The sequence below is a fragment of the Rhizobium sp. CSW-27 genome (genome assembly GCF_018760785.1).
GTDB lineage: Bacteria > Pseudomonadota > Alphaproteobacteria > Rhizobiales > Rhizobiaceae > Neorhizobium.
Genome location: NZ_JAHHZO010000016.1, coordinates 37,286 through 61,943 on the forward strand (window position 1 = coordinate 37,286; position 24,658 = coordinate 61,943).

At 65.2% G+C, this 24,658-nt stretch carries 15 protein-coding genes; 6 read left to right on the forward strand and 9 right to left on the reverse strand.

The window, feature by feature from the left end:
* Window positions 1-93 precede the first annotated feature (93 nt).
* Both KLP42_RS22605 and KLP42_RS22610 read left to right on the forward strand, forming a co-directional pair.
* Entirely contained in the window at window positions 94-4,851 is a 4,758-nt protein-coding gene (locus KLP42_RS22605; RefSeq protein WP_215569745.1) for an NAD-glutamate dehydrogenase, read from the forward strand.
* 52 nt (window positions 4,852-4,903) lie between these two features.
* A complete protein-coding gene (locus KLP42_RS22610) occupies window positions 4,904-6,277 on the forward strand; it encodes an MFS transporter (protein WP_252193200.1) in 1,374 nt (457 codons plus the stop codon).
* 341 nt (window positions 6,278-6,618) lie between these two features.
* On the opposite strand, the gene purH is transcribed toward KLP42_RS22610, so the two are convergent.
* The 4 genes from purH to htpX all read right to left on the reverse strand — a co-directional run bounded on the left by purH (window position 6,619) and on the right by htpX (window position 12,590).
* A complete protein-coding gene (gene purH / locus KLP42_RS22615) occupies window positions 6,619-8,235 on the reverse strand; it encodes a bifunctional phosphoribosylaminoimidazolecarboxamide formyltransferase/IMP cyclohydrolase (protein WP_215569747.1) in 1,617 nt (538 codons plus the stop codon).
* 114 nt (window positions 8,236-8,349) lie between these two features.
* Window positions 8,350-10,038 carry a heparinase II/III family protein gene (locus KLP42_RS22620; RefSeq protein ID WP_215569749.1) on the reverse strand — a complete coding sequence of 563 codons (1,689 nt, stop codon included), beginning with the start codon at window positions 10,036-10,038 and terminating at the stop codon, window positions 8,350-8,352.
* A gap of 99 nt (window positions 10,039-10,137) precedes the next feature.
* Window positions 10,138-11,565 carry an RsmB/NOP family class I SAM-dependent RNA methyltransferase gene (locus KLP42_RS22625; RefSeq protein ID WP_502941340.1) on the reverse strand — a complete coding sequence of 476 codons (1,428 nt, stop codon included), beginning with the start codon at window positions 11,563-11,565 and terminating at the stop codon, window positions 10,138-10,140.
* Window positions 11,556-12,590 carry a zinc metalloprotease HtpX gene (gene htpX, locus KLP42_RS22630; protein ID WP_215569751.1) on the reverse strand — a complete coding sequence of 345 codons (1,035 nt, stop codon included), beginning with the start codon at window positions 12,588-12,590 and terminating at the stop codon, window positions 11,556-11,558. The genes KLP42_RS22625 and htpX overlap by 10 nt, the downstream gene beginning before the upstream one ends.
* 132 nt (window positions 12,591-12,722) lie before the next feature.
* On the opposite strand from htpX, the gene KLP42_RS22635 reads away from it, so the two are divergent.
* Entirely contained in the window at window positions 12,723-12,941 is a 219-nt protein-coding gene (locus KLP42_RS22635; protein WP_215569753.1) for a DUF1674 domain-containing protein, read from the forward strand.
* Window positions 12,942-13,016: 75 nt separating this feature from the next.
* On the opposite strand, the gene KLP42_RS22640 is transcribed toward KLP42_RS22635, so the two are convergent.
* Entirely contained in the window at window positions 13,017-13,511 is a 495-nt protein-coding gene (locus tag KLP42_RS22640; protein ID WP_215569755.1) for a DUF1289 domain-containing protein, read from the reverse strand.
* A 156-nt stretch (window positions 13,512-13,667) separates the two neighbouring features.
* A complete protein-coding gene (locus KLP42_RS22645; protein WP_215569757.1) occupies window positions 13,668-13,883 on the reverse strand; it encodes a hypothetical protein in 216 nt (71 codons plus the stop codon).
* A 255-nt stretch (window positions 13,884-14,138) separates the two neighbouring features.
* On the opposite strand from KLP42_RS22645, the gene KLP42_RS22650 reads away from it, so the two are divergent.
* On the forward strand, window positions 14,139-16,361 hold the full coding sequence (locus KLP42_RS22650; RefSeq protein ID WP_252193193.1) for an EAL domain-containing response regulator: 2,223 nt from the start codon (window positions 14,139-14,141) through the stop codon (window positions 16,359-16,361).
* Window positions 16,358-18,856, forward strand: coding sequence for an ATP-binding protein (locus tag KLP42_RS22655; protein ID WP_215569759.1), 2,499 nt, complete (start codon window positions 16,358-16,360; stop codon window positions 18,854-18,856). Before KLP42_RS22650 ends, KLP42_RS22655 begins: the two co-directional genes overlap by 4 nt.
* Window positions 18,857-18,910: 54 nt before the next feature.
* Here KLP42_RS22655 and KLP42_RS22660 read toward each other — a convergent pair whose 3' ends face one another.
* The 3 genes from KLP42_RS22660 to KLP42_RS22670 all read right to left on the reverse strand — a co-directional run bounded on the left by KLP42_RS22660 (window position 18,911) and on the right by KLP42_RS22670 (window position 23,637).
* Window positions 18,911-19,909: a crotonase/enoyl-CoA hydratase family protein gene (locus KLP42_RS22660; RefSeq protein ID WP_215569761.1), complete on the reverse strand. Its 999-nt coding sequence runs from the start codon at window positions 19,907-19,909 to the stop codon at window positions 18,911-18,913.
* 179 nt (window positions 19,910-20,088) lie between these two features.
* Window positions 20,089-21,381, reverse strand: coding sequence for an L-rhamnose catabolism isomerase (rhaI, locus tag KLP42_RS22665; protein ID WP_215569763.1), 1,293 nt, complete (start codon window positions 21,379-21,381; stop codon window positions 20,089-20,091).
* A gap of 159 nt (window positions 21,382-21,540) precedes the next feature.
* On the reverse strand, window positions 21,541-23,637 hold the full coding sequence (locus KLP42_RS22670; protein WP_215569765.1) for a bifunctional rhamnulose-1-phosphate aldolase/short-chain dehydrogenase: 2,097 nt from the start codon (window positions 23,635-23,637) through the stop codon (window positions 21,541-21,543).
* A gap of 201 nt (window positions 23,638-23,838) precedes the next feature.
* On the opposite strand from KLP42_RS22670, the gene KLP42_RS22675 reads away from it, so the two are divergent.
* Window positions 23,839-24,651 (forward strand): DeoR/GlpR family DNA-binding transcription regulator, encoded by an 813-nt coding sequence (locus KLP42_RS22675; RefSeq protein ID WP_215569767.1) that lies wholly within the window; start codon window positions 23,839-23,841, stop codon window positions 24,649-24,651.
* The last annotated feature ends 7 nt before the right edge of the window (window positions 24,652-24,658 follow it).

The following is a 24,658-nucleotide window of genomic DNA, read 5'->3' on the forward strand; positions in this document are numbered from 1 at the left end:
TCTCATGAAAATGCGCCAAACTGTGTCCGAGAACTGCCATAAAGCAGGTCGAGATGGTTGTTCGGGTCCGAAGCAACACAACGGGAGGAAAGCATGCCGGCCAGAAAGAATCCAAAACGGGAAAAGCAGATCGAGCTGGCCAGGGCGGCCCTGCCCGAGGGGGGCGGAGCGGCGCTCGATCCGGAAATCCTGTTCGGACGTGCCAGCGCCGATGACATCATCGCCTACACACCGGAGATGCTGGCCGCCTCTGCCCTGCATGCGGGAACGGAACTGGAGGCATGGACCGGCGATACCGCACGCATCACCATCACGCCGGTCGAGGGCGTGGCGCCGAACGGCGTGCCGGTCTCGGTCCTGACCGTCATCGATCGCGACATGCCCTTCCTGTTCGATTCCGTCATGGGCGAGGTGACCGCCTCCTATCGCGACATCAGTCTGGCCGTCCATCCCATTCTCGACGTGCAGGCCGGCCGGCGGCCCAGCCTCTACGCGCATGAGCGCAGCGAGGCCGGCAGCCGCCATGTCAGCTTCATCCAGGTGCATCTGTGCCCGCTGACGGAGGAACAGGCCGCGGCGCTCATCGAGCGGCTGCGTCAGGTGCTCGACCGGGTGCATTCCGCTATCAGCGACTGGCGCCCGATGCTCGACCTGCTCGATGCCGCCGTCTCCGAACTTCCCGCCAATGGTGGCGGTCGCCGCAAGGGCGACCGCGAGGAAGCCGTTTCCTTCCTCACCTGGCTGCGCAACGGCAACTTCATCTTTCTCGGCATGCGCGAATATGTCTATTCGGGCGAGGGGGCGGCGGCCACCGTGGAGCGCGGCAAGGGCCGCGGCCTCGGCCTTCTTTCCGATCCGGACGTGCTGGTGCTGCGCCAGGGCAAGGATCAGGTGACGACGACGCCGGAAATCCTGCAGTTCCTGCAGGGGCCGGATCTTCTGATCGTCACCAAGGCCAATGTGAAATCCGTCGTCCACCGCCGCGCCTATATGGATTATGTCGGCGTCAAGCGTTTCGATGCCGACGGCCGGGTCACCGGCGAGCTGCGCATCGTCGGCCTGTTCACGGCCACCGCCTACACCCATTCCGTGACGGAAATTCCGCTGCTGCGGGCAAAGGTGGAGCGCGTCGAGGATCATTTCGGCTTCGACCCGGTCAGCCATTCCGGCCGCATGCTGCGCAACACGCTGGAATCCTATCCGCGTGACGATCTGTTCCAGATCGATGCGGAGCTTCTGGCGCGTTATTGCGAGCAGATCATGGAGCTTGCCGAGCGGCCGCGCGTGCGGGCGCTGGCCCGCATCGACCACTTCGACCGCTTCGTCTCGATCCTCGTCTACGTGCCGCGCGAAAACTACAATTCCGCCGTGCGCGAAAAGATCGGCGCCTATCTCGCCGCCACGTTCCAGGGCCATGTCTCCGCCTATTACCCGGCCTTCCCCGAGGGCGGTACGGCGCGGGTGCATTTCATCATCGGCCGGCGCGACGGCAAGACGCCGCGCATCGCCCAGCCGAAGCTCGAAGAGGCGATCCGCGAGATCGCAACCCCCTGGGAGGATCGCTTCGCCGGCCTTGCCGGCCCGGAAAGCCCGGCCATCGAAACCAGCTTCGCCTTCCAGGAGGCGTTTTCGCCGGAAGAGACGCTGGAGGATCTTCAGGACATTCTCGCCTGCGCCAGGGGCGAACCGATCCGCATCTCGCTCTACGAACGCCAGGACGAGGGGCGCCGCATCCTTGCGCTCAAGATCTTCCATGCCGGCGAGCATCTGGCCCTGTCGCGCCGCGTGCCGCTTCTCGAAAATCTCGGCTTCCAGGTGGTGAGCGAGCGCACCTTCGATCTGGTGCTGACGGGCAGCGATGCGCGCGTCGTGCTGCACGACATGGAACTGGAACTTCCGGAGGGCCGGGCGATCGATCTGGAGCGCGAGGCGCCGCTGGTGGAAGAGGCCTTCCTCGCCGCCTTTGCCGGGGCCGTCGACAATGACAGCTTCAACCGGCTGGTGCTCCTGACCGGGCTTTCCGTCCGCGAGGTCACGGTGCTGCGCGCCTATGCCCGCTATCTGCGCCAGACGGGCATCGTTTATTCGCAGGCCCATATCGCCGACACGCTCGCCCGCTACCCGGAGATCAGCCGCCGCCTATTCGCCCTGTTCCGCGACGGCTTCGATCCGGCGCTCGGCGAACGCCAGCGCGAGCGCAAGCTGTCTGACCATCACGAGGCGATCGAGGCGGCGCTGACGGCCGTTCCGAATCTCGATGACGACCGGACGCTGCGCCGTTTCGTCAATGCCATCGATTCCACGCTGCGCACCAACTATTTCCAGACCGGTGCCGATGGAAAACCGAAGCCGGTTCTGGCCTTCAAGCTCGATCCCAAGCTGCTCGACGGCCTGCCGCAGCCGCGCCCCTTCCGCGAGATCTTCGTCTACGGCACGGAAGTGGAAGGCGTGCACCTGCGCTTCGGCAAGGTGGCGCGCGGCGGCCTGCGCTGGTCGGATCGCGGCGAGGATTACCGCACCGAGGTGCTTGGCCTCGTCAAGGCGCAGCAGGTCAAGAACGCCGTCATCGTGCCGGTCGGCGCCAAGGGCGGCTTCTTCCCAAAGCGCCTGCCGTCGCCTGCCCAGCGTGACGCTTTCTTCAACGCCGGCAAGGACGCCTACAAGACCTTCATCCGCACGCTTCTGTCGATCACCGACAACATCGTTGGCGGCGAGGTCGTCGGCCCGGCCGACACGCTGCGGCTGGATGGCGACGATCCCTATTTCGTCGTGGCGGCCGACAAGGGCACCGCGACCTTCTCCGACACCGCCAACGGGCTGGCGCAGGAGGCCGGCTTCTGGCTGGATGATGCATTCGCCTCGGGCGGCTCGGCCGGCTATGACCACAAGAAGATGGGCATCACCGCCCGCGGTGCCTGGGAAGCGGTCAAGCGCCATTTCCGCGAAATGAACGTCGATATCCAGGCAACGCCGTTCAGCGTGGCGGGTGTCGGCGACATGTCCGGCGACGTGTTCGGCAACGGCATGCTGTTGTCGCGCCACATCCGCCTGATTGCCGCCTTCGACCATCGCGACATCTTCATCGACCCGAACCCGGACGTGAAGAAGAGCTTTGCCGAGCGCAACCGCATGTTCAAGCTGCCGCGCTCCAGCTGGCAGGATTATGACCGCTCGGTGATGTCGGAGGGGGGCATGATCATCGCCCGCTCGGAGAAATCCGTGAAGCTGACGCCGCAGGCGAAGGCCGCGATCGGCCTCGACAAGGACGTCGCCACCCCCTTCGAGATCATGACGGCGATCCTGAAGAGCCCGGTCGACCTCCTGTGGTTCGGCGGCATCGGCACCTATATCAAGGCCCAGTCGGAGACCGATGCGGAGGTGGGTGACCGCGCCAATGACCCGATCCGCGTCACCGCCTCCGAGGTGCAGGCGAAGGTGATCGGCGAGGGCGCCAATCTCGGCGTCACGCAGAAGGGCCGCATCGCCTATGCGCTGGGTGGCGGCCGCATCAATTCCGATGCGATCGACAATTCGGCGGGCGTCAACTCCTCCGACGTCGAGGTCAACATCAAGATTGCGCTGAGCCCCGCCATGCAGGATGGTCGCCTGCCGCGCGACAAGCGCGACAAGCGCGACAAGTTGCTGGCTTCCATGACCGACGAGGTGGCGGGCCTCGTGCTGCGCAACAACTACCTGCAGACCCTGGCGATTTCGCTGACGACACGGCGGGGAAGCCGCAACCGCGAGGAACTGGCCCGGCTGATGTCGGCGCTGGAGGCGCGCGGCGAGCTGAACCGCAAGGTGGAAACCCTGCCGGACGATGCGGAACTGGCCGAGCGCTATGCGGCCGGCAAGCCGCTGACACGGCCTGAGGTCGGCGTGCTGCTCTCCTATGCCAAGATCGTGCTCTTCGATGCGCTGGCGGCAAGCGACCTGCCGGACGATCCCTATTTCGGCGCGGTGCTGAGCGGCTATTTCCCTCGCCAGATGCAGAAGCCCTATGCGGCAGACATCGCCCACCACCGCCTGCACCGGGAAATCATCGCCACGGTACTGGCCAATGAGGTGATCAACCGCGGCGGCCCGGGCTTTACCCAGATGCTGAGCGATATCAGCGGCCGGGGCCAGGTGGATGTGGTCAAGGCTGCCTTCATCGCCCGCGATGCCTATGACTTGCCGAAACTCTGGGCCGCCGTCGATGCGCTCGACGGCCAGCTGGACGGCGAGACGCAGAACGATCTCTACGAGCAGATCGGCGAGATCTTCGTCGGCGCCACCATCTTCATCCTGCAGACCGGCATGACCGCCGGCCCGGTGGAGGCGGCGGTGGCGCGCATACGCTCCGGCATTCGCAGCCTGCGCGGTGCGATCTCGAAAACCTCGCCGCGGGCGGAAAACCTCTCGGACGAGCTGCCGGAGGAACTGACGGAAGAGCTGAACATCCTGCCCAATCTGGTGCTGGTGCCGGAGATCATGCTGATCTCGGAGCGCAGCGGCGCGCCGCTGTCGCGGGCAACGGAGGTTTACTTCCACGCCACCGAGACCTTCCGCGTCAACCGCTTCCTGGAGGCGGGAGAACGCTTCAGCACGGCGGATCACTACGAGAACCTCGCCATCATCCGCAGCCTGCAGCAGATCGCCGCGGCGCGCCGCGATATCGTCACGGTCGCGCTTTCCAGCCATGGCAAGGAGCGTAGGCCGCTGGAAGCCTGGCTTGCCAGCGACCGGCTGCGGCTGAACCGCATCAGCAGCGAACTGCTGGCGCTCAGCGAAGGCGGCGATACCTCGCTGGCGCGCATGATGGTGGCGGCGAGCCTGTTCAACGACCTTGCCCAGAGCAGCCATCGGTGATCCAATGGCTCCCCTGAGGTTCAAGGGGAGGCGCGCCGTGACGGTGACGGAAATGGAGACGGCGCAGCGCGCGCCCTCTCGCGGAATCTGGGGCTGGATGCTGTTCGACTGGGCAGCCCAGCCCTTTTTCACGGTGGTCACCACCTTCGTCTTCGGACCCTATTTCGTCGCCCGGCTGACGCAGGATCCGGTCTCCGCCCAGGCCATGTGGAGCAACATGGCGACGATCTCCTCCATCGTCATCGCCATCCTGTCGCCGGTGCTCGGCGCGATTGCCGATCAGTCCGGGCCACGCAAGCCGTGGATCGCGTTTTTCGCGGTGATCAAGATCGCATCGCTGTCCATGCTCTGGTTCGCGGCACCCGGTTCGCCGCTCATCTGGCCGGTCACCTTCATGATCCTTGCCTCGATCGCGGCCGAATTTTCCGTGGTGTTCAACGATTCGATGATGCCGCGGCTGGTGCCGGCGAGCGAGGTGGGTCGGGTCTCCAACACCGCCTGGGGCCTCGGCTATCTCGGCGGCATGCTGGTGCTGATCCTCGTGGTCGGTTTCCTCGCCGCCGACCCCGCTTCTGGCAAAACGCTGCTCGGCCTGCCGGCGCTGTTGGGGCTTGATCCGAAAACCGGCGAGGATGCCCGCATCACCGGGCCGCTCTCGGCGCTCTGGTATTTCATCTTCATCCTGCCGATGTTCTTCTTCACCCCGGATGCCAGACGCGGCGAGCCGATGGGCACGGCCGTCCGTTCCGGCCTTCGGGAGCTGCGCATCACGCTTGCCGACCTGCTCGGCCGGCGCCGGCTGATCCTGCGCTTCCTCGTCGCCCGCATGCTCTACCAGGATGGCGTCAACGGGCTGCTCATCCTCGGCGGCGCCTTTGCCGCCGGCATGTTCGGCTGGGTCACGCTGGAGATCGGCCTGTTCGGCATCCTGCTCAATGTCGTTGCCATCGTCAGCTGCCTGATCGCCGGGCGTCTCGACCGGTTGTTCGGCTCAAAGGTTGTGGTGATTGCAAGCCTCATCCTGCTTGTCTCCGCAACCCTCGGCATCATCTCGACGGGGCCGGGCTATGTCTTCTTCGGGCTTTTGCCGCTGTCGCCGGCCGATGGCGGCGGCCTGTTCGGAACGGCGGCGGAAAAGGCCTATCTCGATTTCGGCCTTCTGATCGGCATGGCCTTCGGGCCGGTGCAGGCCTCTTCCCGCTCCTTCCTCGCCCGCAGCGTCCATCCGGACGAGGCCGGCCGCTATTTCGGCATCTATGCGCTGTCCGGCCGCGCCACCAGCTTCATGGCGACGCTCTCCTTCTCCCTCGTCACCTATGCCAGCGGCTCATCCCGGCTCGGCATGGCCACGCTGATCGTCTTTCTGACGGCGGGCTTCCTGCTGCTGCTGAGAACGCCCTATCCGGCTCGGGATGTGGCGCGCTGACTATTCTGGTGTGTTCGCAGGGCGGGGCGCGGGCGGGATGGAAAACCCCCTCTGGTTGCCGCCATCTCCCCCACAAGGGAGGAGACAAGGTGTGGCACCGTTTTGCCCAGATGGAGGCACGAAGAAGTTCGGCAGGTTAAGCCCCTTGTGGGGAGGGGCTTAACCTGCCGCGCCGTTCGCGGCTTATTCTCTGCCTTCCTTGGAGTGAAGACCTTTGAGGTCTGCAGGGGGACGGTGCTACAGGCCATCTCCCCCCTTGTGGGGGAGATGGCCGGCAGGCCAGAGAGGGCCTTTTCTTCTGGATCAATGGCCCCATGCCTGATGATGGGGCCATGCTCGCCTCAATGGCGGAAATGCCGCATGCCGGTGAAGACCATGGCGACGCCATGTGCGTCGGCGGCGGCGATAACCTCCTCGTCGCGCATCGAGCCGCCCGGCTGGATCACGGCGGTGGCGCCGGCGGCGATCATCGAGAGAAGTCCGTCGGCAAAGGGCAGGAAGGCTTCGGAGGCAACGGCCGAGCCCTTGGTCATCGGTTCGGCCCAGCCCATGGCCCTTGCTGCTTCCTCGGCCTTCAGGCCGGCGATGCGGGCGGAATCGACGCGGCTCATCTGGCCGGCGCCGATGGCGGCCGTCTGGCCGTCCTTGGCATAGACCACCGCATTCGACTTGACGTGTTTCGCCACCTTGTAGGCGAACTTCATGTCGATCAGTTCCTGCTCGGTCGGGGCGCGCTTCGTCACCACGCGGAGATCGAGATCCTCCACCATCGCATTGTCGCGGGTCTGCACCAGAAGGCCGCCGGAGACGGTCTTGGCGGTGAAGCCGCGCGAGCGCGGGTCGGGCAGGCCGCCGGTCACCAGCAGGCGAAGGTTCTTCTTGGCGGCAATGATCGCCTGCGCCTCGTCGGTGACGTCAGGCGCGATGATGACCTCGGTGAAGACCTTGACGATTTCCGTCGCGGTTTCCGCGTCGAGCAGCGTGTTCAGCGCCACGATGCCGCCGAAGGCCGAAACGCTGTCGCAGGCGAGCGCCCGCTTGTAGGCATCCGTCAGGCTGGAGCCGATCGCCACGCCGCAGGGGTTGGCATGCTTGATGATGGCGCAGGCCGGCGCATTTTCCGGGAAGAATTCGCTCACCAGTTCGAAGGCGGCATCGGTGTCGTTGATGTTGTTGTAGGAGAGCTGCTTGCCCTGCAGCAGCCTGGCGGTGGCAACGCCCGGACGCTTCTCGCCCGTCAGGTAGAAGCCGGCCGCCTGGTGCGGGTTCTCGCCATAGCGCATTTCCTGCGACAGCGCGCCGCCGAGCGTACGGTAGCGCGGGATCTCGATGTCGAGCGCCTCGGTGAACCAGTTGGAAATCATCGTGTCATAGGCGGCGGTGCGGGCATAGGCGCGGGCAGCGAGCTTCTGGCGGAAGGCGTAAGCCGTCTGGCCGTCATTGCTGGCCAGCGTCTGGATCAGCTGCGGATAATCCTGCGGATCGACGACCACGGTCACATAGGCGTGGTTCTTGGCGGCGGCGCGGATCATCGCCGGGCCGCCGATGTCGATGTTTTCGACGGTCGTCGGATAGTCGCCGCCGGCAGCGCGCACCTCCTCGAAGGGATAGAGGTTGATGACGGCAAGATCGATGGCGCCGATCTTGTGCTCTTCCATCGCCTTCACGTGGTCGGCATCGTCGCGGATGGCCAGCAGGCCGCCATGCACGCCGGGATGCAGCGTCTTGACGCGGCCATCCATGATTTCCGGAAAGCCGGTGACGTCGGAGACGTCGGTGACGGCAAGGCCCGCATCGCGGATGGCCTTGAAGGTGCCGCCGGTGGAGAGCAGACGCACGCCGTGCTCGCTGAGCGCCGTCGCCAGTTCCACGATGCCCGTCTTGTCGGAAACCGAGAGGAGGGCGGTGCGGATCTTCACCTGGTCGGGGGCGGGGATCATTTTCGAGACGACGGCCATCGGGATACTCCGTGCTGGTGCGCGCGCCCTTCGGACAATGATCGGGCGCCTGGATGGCTCGCGCGTTAGCACAGCTTGGCGCCGGAGGAAACGGCTGCCGGTGCCGGAGAGCGCTCAAAGCTGCTGCTTCAGCATCCAGCGCAGGTCCACGGTCTCCGGCAGCGAGAAGGCGATCACCAGCTGGCGGCTTGCCCTGATGCCGGAGACATCGGCAAAGAACACGTCTTCCTCGATCTCCACCCGCTGGCCGGGCGCCGAAAACAGCCAGGTGTCGCCGCCGGGCGTTGCCATGGCGATCAGATCGTCGTGGATGCGCTTCAGGCCCACATTGGGATGAATATGGAAGCGGGCGGTGCCCGTCACTCTTCGGCCGTGCTTCGCCTTACCGCTTTCGTCCGGCACGAAGAAATGGTCGTGCCCCTTGATCTTGTCGCCCTTGGCCGCAAGCCCGATCTCGCGCTGGTGGACATAGCCGAAGGCCTCCACATAGCCGTCATGGCTCGCCTTCAGCCAGTCATTGCCATAGGCATCCTCCCAGCGGGTGGCGGTCACCGCGCCGATGCCGGAGGCCATCAGCGGACCGAGGAAGGTCGATTGCAGGATTCGCTGCGAGGAGGTTTCGCCGAGCGTCACCGTCGAATGGGTGGCGGTGGCGCGCGACAGAAGCCTGAGTTTCGCATCCGCGAATTTCGGCGCCCCCGCATTGACGATGAAGCGGCTGCGGCCGGCCGACATTTCGAAGGACAGGCAGCCGGCATGCGCGCCGGCCGACAGGTCCGCCGATTGCGGCGTGCCGGTATCGACGAGAATGGTCGTCTCGCCGGCGGTCAGCCGGTGGTACTGGCTGTGCGGCAGCGCCTTGAACGGCTTGCCCGCCGTCTCGTCATAGCGCAGCACCGACATGAGTTCCGTGGCGGGCGTGGCGGTTGCACCGTTGAACAGGGCGAGATCGCCGTCCTGGTGACGGAAGAAGCGCAGCGCCGGATAGATGCGGTCGATCGCCGGGATCAGCTTGGCCGGTACGTCGTGGCCGAGGTTGATATAGGTCTGGCGCAGCGGCAGAAGATCGAGCAGCAGCTCCAGCATGGTGCGCGGATTGCGCGACACGTGGCCGCCATCGGCAAGAATCTGCCGCTCCAGTTCCTGATCGAGCTTCACGCCCTCGCGGCGGATCAGCTTGTCGCCGGAGGGCATGGCGAGCGAGGCCATGGCCAGCGCGATGCGGATGCGCAGCCGCGTTTCCCCCTCCGGCAGGGTCGAGATCACCTTGTGCAGATAGAACCGCTGCACGGCAAGGCTCTTCATGAAGCGGCGATAGAAGCTGCCCTCGGCGCCCTGCAGCAGGACCGGCGAATGGGAAAGCCAGGCGATCATCCGCTCGGCCGTCACATGCGGCTGCCAGGCGGTGCCGGAGAGCCGCTTCTGATGCAGGTTCATCCAGGAGGTGGCGATGGCGCGGGCACGGGCGCGGGCTTCGGCATTGCGCAGCGCCCGCATGTGGCGCAGCCAGGCGAAGGAATGCAGCCGTTCGGCAAAGGCGCGCGAGGGGGCGGCCACCAGGAACGGCGATTCGCCCTCGGTTTCCAGCAGCTTTCCGGCCAGCGGAAAGCGCCCGGAAAGAATTTCCTCGGCAATGAAGGGGTCGATGGCGCGCAGGTCCGTCGGCGCCACGATCAGCCGCTCCGGCACGTCGAGGCCCAGGCGACAGCGCTGCATGGCAAGCGTCGTGATCCGGCGGCCCAGGCGACGGCGCGCCTCGGTCATCCCCAACGCAAGATGTCTGCGGCGCTCGGCGAACAACATGACCAATACCGGAAATCCCTGATGGACCCCTCCCGTGCCCGGGCAGCGGGCACGGTCCATTCCTGTGGCCGACTGTGGTCGCTTATGGTGAAGAAAGTCTTACCGGCGGCGCAACGTGCAGGCGAAAAAGCCGTCCATGCCGCCCGCATAACCTTCGTCCGGCGCGATCATGGCCGGCGTGGTGCGAAAATCGCCGGCAGGCGAGATCGCTTCCTCCAGGCCGGGCCAGTCCTCGCGGCGGGCCGGCACGCGCTCCACCGCCGGGTTTTCCTTGAGAAGGGCTGCCACCAGATCCTCGCCCTCCAGCGGGTCGAGCGAACAGTTGGAGAAGACGACAAGGCCGCCGGGCTTCACCAGCGTCAGCGCGTGGCGCAGCATGCGCCCCTGCAGTTCCGCCAGCTTCTCGATGTCCTTCATGCTCTTGGTCCACAGCACGTCCGGATGCCGGCGCGTGGTGCCGGTGGAGGAGCAGGGCGCATCGAGCAGCACGCCGTCCAGCAGTTCGTCCGGCCTGTAGGCGAAGAGATCGATGTTCAGCACCTCGGCCGGCAGCGAAAGCCGGGCGAGATTTTCCTTCAGCCGTTCGGCCCGGTTGGCGGATTGCTCGATGGCGATCACCTCGGCACCGAGCACGGCAAGCTGCGCGGTCTTGCCGCCGGGGGCGGCGCAGAGATCGGCAATGCGCTTGCCGGCGAGCGGGCCGAACAGGCGCGCCGGCAGGCTGGCGGCGGCATCCTGCACCCACCAGACACCCTCGGAAAAGCCGGGCAGGGCGGCGACGCTGCCCTCGAAGGCGGCAAGCCGCAGGCTTCCCGTCGGCAGAAGCCGTGCATTCAGCCGCTCAGCCCAGAGCGCGGGATCGGCCTTGACCGTGAGATCGATCGGCGCCGGCGTCAGCTGCGCCTCGGCGATCCGCCGTGCTTCCGCTTCGCCATAGGCCTTCACCAGCCGCGCATGGAACCAGCCCGGCACCGGCAGAATGGCCTCGCTTGCGGCGAGAATCGCGTCGCGCTCGCGCACCATGCGCCGCAGAAGCGCGTTCACCAGCTTGGCAAAGCGGCGGTTGCGCGGATCGCGATTGGCCTGCTCCACGGCAAGGTCGACAGCCGCATGCGATGGCACGTCGAGATAGAGGATCTGGGCGGCCGCGGTGGTCAGCACGTGCTGCAGTGCGCGCGCCCCTTCCGGCAGCGGCTTGTCCAGCATGAGGGACAGGCTCTTTTCGATGCGCGGCAGGTGGCGAAGCGTGGTGTTGAGGATTGCGCGCACCAAAGCGCGGTCGGCATCGCTCAAGGCCCTGTAGGCCGGGTTGCCATGGCCGGCATCCAGCATGCCGTCAAGCGGCGTCTTCTTGTCGATCACCGCCGCCAGGATCTTGGCGGCGGCCATGCGCACGTCAAGGCCCGGCTTGTCGGAGGCCTGTACCGGCTTTGTGCCCGGGGCCCCGGCGGATTTTCCGCCCGGTTTCGACCGGCGGCTCTCAGTCTTCGGTGTGTTCGGGGACGTGTCGTCTGCGGTCAAGACCAGGGACCCTTGCGCGGTTCATCGTGGCGACGCACCGGACCGGTGGTCGGCACGGAACGCGATTTGCGCGTGGGTCTATCAGCCGCGCGGCCGCGCGTCGAGGCAGGAGCGCCGAAATAGGCCGGGCCGGTGTCGACGGAGCGGGCATCGGCAGGTCGGTAGCCGCCCGAATGCTCCCCCGAGTGCCCCTCGGCCGCCATGGCCTGAAGCGCCGCGATGCGGTTGCCTGTGTCCGGATGCGTGGAGAACAGGTTGTCCATCCGCTCGCCCGACAGCGGATTGATGATGAACATGTGGGCGGTGGCGGGGTTGCGCTCGGCATCGTCATTGTGAATGACATGCGCCGCGCCGGCGATCTTGGCGAGCGCCGAGGCGAGCCAGAGCGGATTGCCGCAGATTTCCGCACCGCGCCGGTCGGCGGAATATTCGCGCGTGCGGCTGATCGCCATCTGCACCAGCATGGCGGCAAAGGGGGCGACGATCATCGCCACCAGCACGCCGATGAAGCCGAGCGGATTGTTGTTGTCGCGATTGCCGCCGAAAAAGAAGGCGAAGTTGCCGAGCATGGAGATCGCACCCGCCAGCGTCGCCGTGATCGTCATGGTCAGCGTGTCGCGGTTCTGGATATGTGCCAGTTCATGCGCCATCACGCCCGCCACCTCCTGCGGGGTGAGTTGTTCCAGCAGGCCGGTGGAGGCGGCGACCGCGGCGTTTTCCGGATTGCGGCCGGTGGCAAAGGCATTCGGCTGCGGGTTCTGGTAGATGTAGACGCGCGGCATCGGCAGGCCGGCATTGGCGGCAAGATCTCGGATCATGTGGTAGAATTCCGGCGCATTGTGCGCGTCCACCTCCTGGGCGCGATAGGCCGACAGCACCATCCGGTCGGAATTCCAGTAGGAAAACAGATTCATGCCGGCGGCGATCAGGAAGGCGATCATCATGCCGCCACGTCCACCGATCAGGAAGCCGACGCCCATGAACAATGCGGTCATGAAAGCCAGCAGCATGGCAGTGCGGATCATGTTCATCGTCACGTCTCCGGGCAAAATGGTCGCGGCGCTTCAAGCCTGCCGCCTTTTGCCGTAGGATGTGGTCATTCGGGGCGCCTTTTCAATATTGCGCCTCGAAGAGACCGATCACAGCAGGGCACGAGACAGATCATGCAGACGCCGGACAACGACAATCGCGAAACGGAAGCTCTCGCCGAGGCCGCGCCGAAGGTGCTGTCGCCGGCAGCGCAGCGCGCGCTGCAGGAGGCCGAGGAGCGCCGGGCCCGGGAAAAGCCGCTCGATCTGCCGCCGGAACTGGGCGGCCGCGGCGGTGCCGATCCCGCCCGCTTCGGCGACTGGGAGATCAACGGCCGCGCCATCGATTTCTGAGGCCTTGCCCCGCCGGCCAGCCGGCCGGCCCTGCCGTCCGCAAGGCCGAAGTGCCTCCTGCGCGGCGCTTGTCGCTCACGCCGCGGGCCCGGCGGATGGCTGCTGTTGCGGGGCGGGGCTCTCCGCGTCCGGCATGGCAGCAGGGGCGCAGGCCTCGTTCTCTGCCAGCCAGTCCCTCAGCGCGGCGATGACCGAGAGGCGCAGGCTCGCCTGGCGAATGAGCGCCCGCGTCAGCACCGCGCCGTCACCGGCAAAGCCTGCCTCGGCCATCACCTCGGCGGGCCCGATGCGACGGCGGATCATGATCGCCTCGATGCGTGCCACGGTCATCGGCAGCAGGTAGCGGCCATTGGCGATCATCTCGCCGGTCGCCTCCATCCCCGCCGAGGGCAGGGATGCACCGCCTGTCCGCCGGGCGCTCGCCGCGCCGGTCGCCGAGAAAGTGCCGGTCTTCGGCAGAACGCCCTCCTGCCGCAGGGCCTCCAGAAAGGCGCGCCGCTCCGCGTCGCTTGCGCGCCGCCAGTGCTTCGTCAGCTTGTCGAGCGGGCTGCGCTTGTCTTTCCTGGGCATTCCTTGTCCGGCGTTCTGGCGGTGAAGGTTCGGGGAACGGGCGGGCGAATCAGGACCCGGACCCGACGGTCGGCCAACCGGTAAGCCGCGGGCCGGGGGCTGGCAAGCGGCCTTGATCCGGCGTCCTGCGGCGCCCGGCTCGCACCGGCTGCCGCCTCAGGATCCGGCCCTCAGCGGCAGCGGATCCAGCATGTCCTTCAGCTGCTGCGGATGGCGGATGCCGAACAGGTACCAGTCGATGAGCGATCGGGCCATGCCTGCGGCTTCCGCGCTGTCGAGGATGACGCCCCGTTCGGCACAGGCCTCCTCCAGCACCTGCCGCAGGAAGGACAGGTCTCTGGCTTCCAGCGCGTCATAGGATGAAAACGACATCTCTCCGCCCGATCCGCTTTGCTGGGCGGGAGGTTAGGTCGTATATTAGGCATCGTCAAAGAAAACGCCCGGAGGCTCGCGCGCACTGTCTCATCTGCGCCATGGGTGTGGTTGTTCGGCCACAATTTTCCACCCTGAAATGCAGGGGGAAAAATCTGTCATGCCATCGCGTTGGATCGATGCCGTTTCGGCGCTTGCGGTATCAAACTGTTAACGCTTTGCCTTCTAACGTCTGGATGAAGTGCCGGAAAAGGCATGAAAACCTTGCGCGGTGCCAAGCGGCGTGCCGCCGATTCGCCGGCCACCGAGATGTTATCGGAATTCCAGATGCCCCTCATCGCGATTCTTGACGACCAGGAAACCAATCGCCGCATCTTCGAAAGGCTTGCCTCCTCCATCGAGGAAGGGGTGTCGATCCGTTGCTTTGCCGATCCCGGCCTTGCACTGGCAGCCTTCGAGGGCGGTGTCGTCCCGGATCTCATCGTTACCGACTTCAAGATGCCGGTCATGGATGGCGCTGCCTTCATCCGTGCCCTGCGCAGCCTGCCTGGCTTTTCGGAAATCCCGGTCATCGTCATCACCGTCTATGAGGAGCGCAGCTTTCGCATGCGCGCGCTGGAGGCGGGGGCCACGGATTTCCTGCAGAGCCCGGTCGATCACCAGGAATTCACCACGCGCGCGCGCAACCTGCTGAAGCTGCGCATGCAGCAGCTGCTGCTTGAAAGCCGGGCGCGCAATCTCGCCGTGGAGCTTGCGACCAGCGAGGAATCGCGCGCGGCGGTGCTGCGCGATTCCAGCGAGCGGCTGGCCCAGGTCATCGATACGGTGCCTGCCATGGTCAGCGCCTGCGATGGCAACGGTAACATCCTGTTCGTCAATGCCCTGGTGGGCGCCTTCCTCGACCGCGACCCGGCCGGCCTCGTCGGCCGCAGCAGCGATACGCTGGTCGATCCGGAGCTTGCCGGCCCGAACCGCATGCTGGATCGCAAGGTGTTCCGCAGCGGCCAGCCGCTGCAGAGCTTCGAGCGCGAGCTGACCGGCGCCAGCGGCGAAAAGCGCGTCTTCCTCACCACCAAATCGCCGCTGCGCGACAGCAACGACATCGTCGTCGGCGTCGTCACCAGCGCGCTCGACATTACCGATCGCAAGCGCGCCGAGCAGCATCTCCTGCATGTGGCGCGCCACGACGCGCTCACCAATCTGCCCAACCGCAATTTCCTGCTCGACCGGTTGCGCCGCGAGGTCGCCCGTGCTCGCCGCGGCGACCGCGCCTTTGCCCTGCATTTCGTCGATATCGACGAGTTCAAGAGTATCAACGAGCTGCTGGGGCATGATGCGGGCGATGCCTTCCTGAAGGAAGTGGCGCACCGCCTGCGGGGGCTTGTCGAGGCGGATGACATGGTGGCGCGTGTCGGCGGCGACCAGTTCGCCATGCTGCAGACCATCTCGCAGGGCGGCATCAGCGCCATCCAGTTCGCCGAGCAGGTGATGGAGGCGGTGGCGCAGCCCTTCATCAGCGAAGGCAAGCGCTTCTGCTGCACGGTCAGCATCGGCACCACGCTGCATCCGGCCGATGGCACGGATGTCAACCGGCTGGTCAAGAATGCCGAGCTTGCCATGTACCAGGCCAAGGAAACCGGCGGCAGCCAGGTGCGCTTCTTCGAGACCAACATGGCCGAGCGCATGCGCAACAATGCCGTGCTGGACGGCAAGCTGCGCAGCGCCATCCAGGAGCGGCAGTTCGCCCTGTATTTCCAGCCGCAGATTTCCTCGGCCACCGGCTGCGTGGTGGGGGCCGAGGCGCTGCTGCGCTGGAACCATCCGGAAAACGGCCTGCTCACCCCCGGCGCCTTCCTGTCGCGCGCCGAGGAAAACGGCCTCATCGTGCCGATCAACGAATGGGTGCTGCTGGAGGCCTGCCGCGAGGCGAAATCCTGGCAGCGCATGGGCCTTCGCGACCTGCGCATCAGCGTCAACCTGTCTCCCGTCCAGTTCCGCCGCGTCAACGTGGCGCAACTGGTCGAACGGGCGCTGGCTGTCTCCCAGCTCGAACCGCGCTATCTCGACCTTGAGATCACCGAGAACATCGTGATCGAGAACACCGAGACGGTGGTTGCGGCGCTGCGGCAGATCGCCAGGCTCGGCGTCAGCATTTCCATCGATGATTTCGGCACCGGCTATTCCTCGCTCAACTATATCCGCCAGTTCCCCATCGATCGCATCAAGATCGACCAGTGCTTCGTGCGCAACATGGTGGAGGATCCGAGCGACCATGCGATCGTGCGCACCGTCGCCAATCTCGGGCACAGCCTCGGGCTCACCGTGGTGGCCGAAGGGGTGGAAACCGCCGCGCAGGCCGAACTTCTTAAAGTCGATGGCTGCGACGTGATGCAGGGCTATCTCTATGGCCGCCCGATGCCGTCGGCCCAGTTCGTCGCCTTCCTGCAATCGGGCCGGCGCGCCGAGGTCGAGGCATGAACGCGATGCCCCCGCTGCGGCCCGCCCGGCCCCTCCGCCCGTCGCTGCCGCGAAGCTTCAGGGAGGTGCGCATCCTGCTGCGCAACCGGCCGGATACCGAGCACGAGCTGACGACCAACCGGCTGCTGCTTGCCTCCGGCATTCTCGTCTATCTGCTGGTGGCCGGTGCGCTCGGCTCGGATGCGGCGGCGGCGGCGCTCGATGTCGCGGCCCTGCCGGTCGGCATCTTCGGCTTCTTCGCCTTCGGCCTCTTCGTCCATATCCTCGCCTTTCCCGGCATCTGCCATTATCGGCGGGTCGCCGGCATCATGGCCGATGTGGGGGCCTTTTCCTACGGGCTGCATGTCAGCGGAGAGGCCGGTGCCGGCCTGTTCCTGGTCTATTTCTGGGCGGTGCTGGGCAATGGTTTCCGCTTCGGCGTCGTCTATCTGGCGCTTGCCGCCGTTGCCGCCGTCTCCGGTTTCCTTGCCGTCATCCTCACCACCTCCTACTGGCAGGAGGAGACCAATCTGTCGATCGGGCTGATCGGCGCGCTGATCGTCATCCCCGCCTACACGGCCAAGCTGATCCGCAAGCTGTCGCAGGCCAAGCGCGAGGCGGAGGAGGCAAGCCAGGCCAAGAGCCTGTTCCTGGCCAGCATGAGCCATGAACTGCGCACGCCGCTGAACGCCATCATCGGCCTCAGCGACCTTTTGCTCGGCATGTCGCTGAAGAGCGAGCACAAGGACATGGTGCGCACCATCAGCCGCTCCGGCCGCTCGCTGCTGTCGTTGATCGAGGCGGTGCTCGATCTGTCGCGCATCGAGGCGGGGCAGGTGAAGATCCAGCTGGAGCGGGTGGACCTGCCGCGCCTGCTGAAGGATGTGCGCGCCATTGCCGGCGTTGCGGCCCATGCCAAGGGGCTGCGGCTGGCCCTGCACATGAGCAGCCAGACGCCGCGCTTCGTCATGGCCGATCGCCGCCACCTGGAGGAGATCCTGCTCAACCTCGCCAGCAATGCGGTCAAGTTCACCGAGCGTGGCCATGTGCGCATCGACGTGGATTTCCGCGCCGATGGCGAGGGCACGGCGCTCAAGGTGGAAGTGTCCGATACCGGCATCGGCATCGATCCCTCCGCCCATGGGCGGATTTTCGAGCGGTTCACCCAGGCCGATGGAACGATTCTCGACCGGTTCGGCGGCACCGGCCTCGGCCTTGCCATCGTGCGCCAGCTGGTGCGCGCCATGGGCGGCGATATCGGCGTGGTCAGCGCGCCGGGCGAAGGCAGCACCTTTCATTTCCATCTGCCCGTCGGCGTGGTGACGGCGCAGGACGCGGCCGAGACACGGCTGCCGCCCTTCGTCTATCTCGGCTCCGGTCCGCTTCCCGCGCCGGCCTATGAGGAGGCGATGGCGGTCGCGAGCCTGGAGGAGGGCCTTGCAGCGGTCCGGGACCAGCATCGCAAGGGCCTGCGCCACCCGCTCGTCCTCATCGATTCGCAGATGCGCGATCCGTCGCCGGCCCGCGTCGCCCGCCATCTGCTTCAGGCCTCCCGCCCGGAGGAGGCGCCGCTTCTGGTGCTGGTCAACCGGCAGCCGGAGGAGGTGCGCCTGACGCCGGCCATGCGCGATCTGTTCTTCACCATCGTTGATCCGGAGGCCCCGACCAATCTTGCGGCGCTGGCCGCCATGGCCGATGCGCAGGGCGATCTCGCCGCCGAGGAGATGCCGCCGCAGAAGAAGATGCGCTCGCTCAAGCTGCTGATTGCCGATGACAACAAGACCAACCAGATGGTGCTCGGCAAGATCCTGGAGACGAACGGCCATACCTACGAGGTGGTGGAAAATGGCGAGGCTGCCGTCGAGCGCATGCTGAAGGGCGATCTCGACCTGGTGCTGATGGATGTCAACATGCCGGTGATGAACGGCATCGAGGCCACCAAGTTCTACCGCTTCGCCTCGCTCGGCATGACGGAGATCCCGATCATCGCCGTGACCGCCGATGCGACGGGCGAAGCCCGCCAGCGCTGCCTGGAGGCCGGCATGGCCGAGTGCCTGACCAAGCCGCTCGAACCGCGCCGGCTGCTGGAGGCGATCGAGGCGGTTCTCGGCCCCGAGGATGCGGCAGGCACGGGGGCATCCGATGCCGACGAGCCGGCTGGTGCCCCGCAGGAGCGACCGGTCATCGACACGGCCACCTGCGAGGCGCTGGAGCAACTGGGCGGCCCGGATTTCGTCGACCAGCTGCTGGAGCAGTTCGTCAACGATTCGGTCGATGCGCTGAAGGCGCTGTCGCATGCGGTGGCCGAGGAAAACGTGCAGGGCTTCCGCAATTCGGCGCATGCACTGCGCAGTGCCGCGGCCAATGTGGGGGCGGCGCGTATCTACCAGCTGTGCCTCGACTGGCGCGAGATCAACGATCCCGAACTTGCCCAGCAGGGCGAACTGCACCTGCAGGCGCTGATGAGCGAATTCGAGCGCCTGCAGCAGGAGGTCCGCACGCGGCTCGCCTCCTGACGCAAGCAGCCCGGCCCTTCGTTGCGGCGGCGCCAGGCCGCCGCAACGCCGCAATCAGAGGCTTGCCTCGATGCGCTTGGCCTGTGCACCGCGAAGACGGTCGATCTTGCGCAGATCCGCATCCTCCAGCGCCATGGCGGCCTCCACCCACAGATCCACCACGTCGATCAGTTCCTGGTGGGTGATCGGGTTCACGCGGCGGCGCACGTCGCGCATGGTGCGCTGGATCGCGTGCTTGCGGCTGTTGCGCAGAATATATTCGCGCACGCCTTCCTCGCCACGCCCGTCCTCCACCACCATGTCGACCAGCCCCATCTCGTGCAGCTCGTCGGCGGTGTAGATGCGTCCGCTCATGATCATCTTCGTGGCGCGGGTCGGATCGAGCCTGCGCGACAGGAAGGAATAGGCGCCCATGCCGGGAAACAGGTTGAACAGGATTTCCGGCAGGCCGAACTTCGCCTTGCGCTCGGCAATGATGATGTCGGAGGCAAGAGCCGCCTCGAAGCCGCCGCCCAGTGCATCACCCTGAACCAGCGAGATGAGGAAGATCGGCAGATCGAGGCTCTGCGAGGAGGAATAGACCAGATCGACACAGTCCAGCGCATAGCGGCGCAAGCCCGCGCGGTCGCCCGAACGTATATGATCGGCGAAATAACCGAGATCGCCGCCGAGGTTGAAGATGTTCGGCTGCTTCGAGCCGTTGACCAGATAGAGCAGCGGCGGTTCGTCGGTGGGACGCTCGAACAGCTTCTGGATGCGGGTGCGCAGGGCAGACAGATCGCGAAGCAGGTCCGGCGTATAGCTCGGCGCCTCGGTCGGCTTCATGAAGTACCACAGCGTCTTCAGCGCCGGATCGAGGCGAACCTCCAGCTGCTCGTAAGTCGCTGTGGCAAAACTCAGTTCGATCGGAAGAAGATCCGCCGGTGCCGGGGATCTTGCCGCCGGCCCGCTGCGCGCCGGGGATTGCGGACGCGCCACAACCTTGATGTTAGCGCTGTCTCTGCCTGCCGAATCGCCTTCCGTCTGCCGCCGCCGTTCGGACACATCTGTCATCGGTTCACCCCATTATTCGATAGCCGACAGTCTATCAGACGGTGCTGCGGTGCAAGAGGGCGCCTTAACGGATTTTAAACTTTGATTAAAAAATCTGGTTAATCGAATGAATGGCGGCGCAATTCCGCCAGCAAGTGCGGGAAGCGGCCGGATAGGCCGCTTCATTCTGGCACAACGGTTCAGACGATGCCGCCCGAACCACCCTTCACCGCCGGACGCTCGCTTGCAACGCGGGCGCGGTAGCCGCTGAAACGATAGGTTGCGATGGGATCGATGGCCCCCCCGGCCCGACGTCGGGCCTCGGCCAGGATCGGTTCCACGTCGGTGCGATAGGCGCGCTTCAGCGTCTCGGTTGCCATCAGCGCATCATTCTCTTCCTGGAAGCCTTCCAGCGCCGCACGGTCAACCAGCAGTGCCTGGGCATAGGCGCGACGGATCTCGTTGGCGGAGGCGATCAGGCTTTCGATCGGGTCCGTCACGTTGTGGCTCTGGTCGATCATGTGGGCGGGGTGGAAGCCCTTCACGCCACGATGCTCGGCATCCACCAGTTCGTTGAAGACGAGGAACAGGCGGTAGGGTTCGACGGAGCCGGCATCGAGGTCATCGTCGCCATATTTGGAATCGTTGAAGTGGAAGCCGCCGAGCTTGCCGAACTGGATGAGGCGGGCGACGATCATCTCGATATTCGTATTCGGCGCATGGTGGCCGAGATCCACCAGGCAGAAGGCCTTGTCGCCCAGAGTCTGCGCGATCAGATAGTTCGTGCCCCAGTCCTGCACCACCGTCGAATAGAAGGCCGGCTCGTACATCTTGTGTTCGGAAAACAGCCGCCAGTCGTCCGGCAGCGCCTGATAGATGGTGCGCATCGAATCGAGATAGCGTTCGAACTGGCGGGTGAAATTTGACTGGCCGGGGAAGTTGGAGCCATCGCCGATCCACACCGTCAGCGCCTTCGAGCCGAGGGCGTTGCCGATCTCGATGCATTCCAGATTGTGCTCCACCGCCTGGGCGCGGGTTGCCGCATCCACGTGGCTGAGCGAGCCATATTTGTAGGAATGCGCCTGATCGGCCGAATCGGAAAAGGTGTTGGAGTTCATCGCGTCGAAGCCGAGCCCGAGCGAATCCCCCTTGGCCTTCAGTTCCTTCGGGTCCGCCTTGTCCCAGGGGATGTGCAGGGAAACCGTGGGCGTTGCCCGCGTCAGCTGCTGGATGACGCTGCAATCCTCCAGCTTGTCGAAGATGTGGCGCGGCTCGCCGAGGCCCGGAAAGCGGGCAAAGCGGGTGCCGCCGGTGCCGACGCCCCAGGAGGGTACGGCGACGAAGAACTCGGACACCTTCCTTGTAACGGCTTCGATATCGATATTGCTGCGGGCGAGCTTTTCGCCGAGCGCCGTATAATCGGTGGTGAGCGCGGCGGTGCGCTTGTCGTTCTCGGCGGCGATCACATCGCCTGCAATCTTCAGATCTGTCATTGGTTCCTCCCGTACAGACCGTTCACGTTTATGACGTTCCACTTCTGGGCTTCGTCGTGGGGCATATCCCCCTCCGTCCTGCCGGACATCTTCCCTGTGAGGGGGAGGTGTCTGGCAAGTCAGAGAGGGTAACCCGGGCCACCCGGCGGAGACGTTCTTTTACCGCGTAAAGCTCTGGGCGTTGCCGGCGTCCACATTGATGATGTTGCCCGTCGACTTGGCCGAAAGATCCGAAGCCAGGAAGTAGATGGCTTCGGCGATATCCTCCGGGAACACGTTCAGCTTCAGCATGGAGCGCTTGCGGTAATGCTCCTCCAGATCGCTCACCTCGATCTTGGAAGAGGCGGCGCGCTGTTCGCGCCATTCGCCGTTCCAGATTTTTGAGCCGCGCAGCACCGCATCCGGGTTGACCGTGTTGACGCGGATGCCGGCATCTGCGCCCTCGAGCGCCAGGCAGCGGGCGAGATGGATCTCGGCGGCCTTCGCGGTGCAATAGGCCGAGGCATTCGGCGAGGAGGCAAGGCCGTTCTTGGAGGCGACGAAGACCACGTTGCCGCCGAGGCCCTGACGCCGGAAAAGCCGGAAAGCTTCACGTGAAACAAGGAAGTAGCCGGTGGCGAGAATGCCGATGTTCTTGTCCCACATGGCAAGCGTCGTCTCTTCCACCGGCGCGGAGGAGGCAATGCCTGCATTGGAGACGAGAATATCGACGCCGCCGAATTCGACGCAGGCTGCGGCGAAGGCGGCGGTCACGGCCTCTTCCTTCGTGACATCAAGCTGCACGGCGCGCACGCTATCTGCGCTGTAGCGCTTGGCGAAATCGGCCTTTGCGGCGTCCAGCGCTTCGGCATCGATATCGGCCAGCACCACGCAGGCGCCTTCCGCCATCAGCCGTTCGGCCGTTGCCCGGCCGATGCCGCCGGCACCGCCGGTGACGAGGGCGACGCGGCCCGCCAGGCTCTTCGGCTTCGGCATGCGCTGCAGCTTTGCCTCTTCCAGCAGCCAGTATTCGATGTCGAAGGCTTCCTGCTCGGGAAGGCCCTGATACTCGGAGACGGTGGAGGCGCCGCGCATCACGTTGATGGCGTTGACGTAGAACTCGCCGGCAATACGCGCCGTTGCCTTGTCCTTGGCAAAGGACAGCATGCCGACGCCCGGAACCAGGAAGATGACCGGGTTCGGGTCGCGCATCTTCGGCGAATTGTCGTGCTTGCAGCTCTCGTAATAGCGGGTGTAATCGGCGCGGTACTCCTCCAGCGCCTGATCGAGACCGGCAATCGCGGCATCCACATCCGGATTGGCCGGGTCGAAGTCGAGGATCAGCGGGCGGATCTTGGTGCGCAGGAAGTGGTCCGGGCAGGAGGTGCCGAGCGCGCCAAGCGGCTTCAGGTTGTTCGAATTGACGAATTCGAGCACGGCCTCCTGATCGTCGAAATCGCCGAGCTTGCGCTCGGCCTTGCCGATGCGGCCACGGATTTCCGGCATAAGCTTTGCCGCAATGGCGCGGCGCTCGGCGGCCGGCAGGCTCTCGGCAACGGCGCCGCCGAAGATCACCTTGCCTTCGGTCTGAGCCGCAAACCACTCGATCGCCTTGTTGATGATCGCAAGCGTCAGTTCGTAGCAATCCTTTGCATCATTGGCCCAGGTGAACAGGCCATGGCTTTCCAGCACGACACCCTTTGCATTCGGGTTCGCCTTTACGAAGGCTTCGAGATCGAGGCCCAGCTGGAAGCCGGGGCGGCGCCAGGGCAGCCAGCCAATGTCCGATCCGAAGATCTGCTGCGTCAGTTCCTTCGAATTCTTCGAGGCCGCGATTGCGATGATCGCATCCGGATGCATGTGATCGACATGGGTGAAGGGAACGAAACCGTGCAGCGGCGTATCGATGGAGGCGGCGCGCGGGTTCAGGTTGAAGGTGCAGTGCGGCAGGAAGCCGACCATGCGGTCTTCGTCGTGAACGCCCTGATAGATGCCCTTCAGGGCTTCCAGCTTTTCCTGGTAGAGGGTCGCGAAGCCGTCGAGCTTGATCGTGCCGACATCGCCGCCGGAGCCCTTCACCCACAGAACCTGAACCTTCTCACCCGTCAGCGGGTCGGTTTCCATCACCTTGGCGGAGGTATTGCCGCCGCCGTAATTGGTGATGCGCTTGTCGGCGCCGAGCAGGTTGGAGCGATAGAGCAGCTTGCCCGGCTCATCGAGCGTGGCCGCGTAAGCATCATCCCAACGGTTTTCGAGAAGGCGGGTTTGGCCCGACATGGAAAGTCCTCCCAGGTGTTCATGTCGCTTGCCCGGCGGGCGAAGCATCTCCTTTGGCTGCAGGATATCGCGCAGGCCGGGGGCGCTTGTCAATCACAAACGATCATGAATGCGCATTGTGCGCCGCAATATAATCTTTTTTGATCGTTCATGATTGACAGGGTGAAGGCATTGCGAATAAATCGAAGCAAGGAGGACCCCATGCACGAACGTGAGCGCCATCGCATCATTCTGAGCGCCATCCAGGAAAAGCCTGTGGTGACGGTGCAGGATATTGCCGAGCTGACCGAGGCTTCCGAGGCCACGATCCGGCGCGACATCGCGGCGCTGCATGTGCAGGGCAGGCTCCGGCGTGTGCGTGGCGGGGCGGAAGCGGTGCATCCGCCGCAGCAGGGCAATCTGGCGGCGCGTCCGTTCCGGGTGTCCGAATCGGTCAATATCGACAAGAAACGCGCAATCGCGCGCGCGGCGATCGAACTGTGCGACGAAGGCGATTCGGTCATCATCAATGGCGGCACGACCACCTTCCAGATGGTGCATTTCATGTCGGCCAGGCGCCTGCAGGTGATGACGAATTCCTTCGCGATTGCCGAGCATCTGCTCAAGCATTCCAAGTGCACGGTCTCGGTGCCGGGCGGCGCGATCTATCGCGACCAGAGCCTGATCCTGTCGCCCTTCGAGAATGACGCGATCCGCAATTTCTATGCGCGGCGCATGTTCATCGGTGCGCAGGGCATTTCCGCCCATGGCGTGATGGAGCCGGACGCGCTGGTGATCCAGAGCGAACAGCGGCTGATGCGCCAGGCGGACGAGCTGATCGTCATGGTCGATTCCAGCAAGTTTGCCCGCCGCTCCAGCATGATTCTCTGCCCGCTCGAGAATGTCTCGACCATCATCACCGATGATGGCGTGCCGGACGAGGCGGTGACGATGCTGGAGGCGGCCGGCGTGAAGGTTCTGACGGTCAAGCCCATGGCGGCGACCGGCAAGGAGGATGCTTCCTCGGTCGCTTGAGAAACGA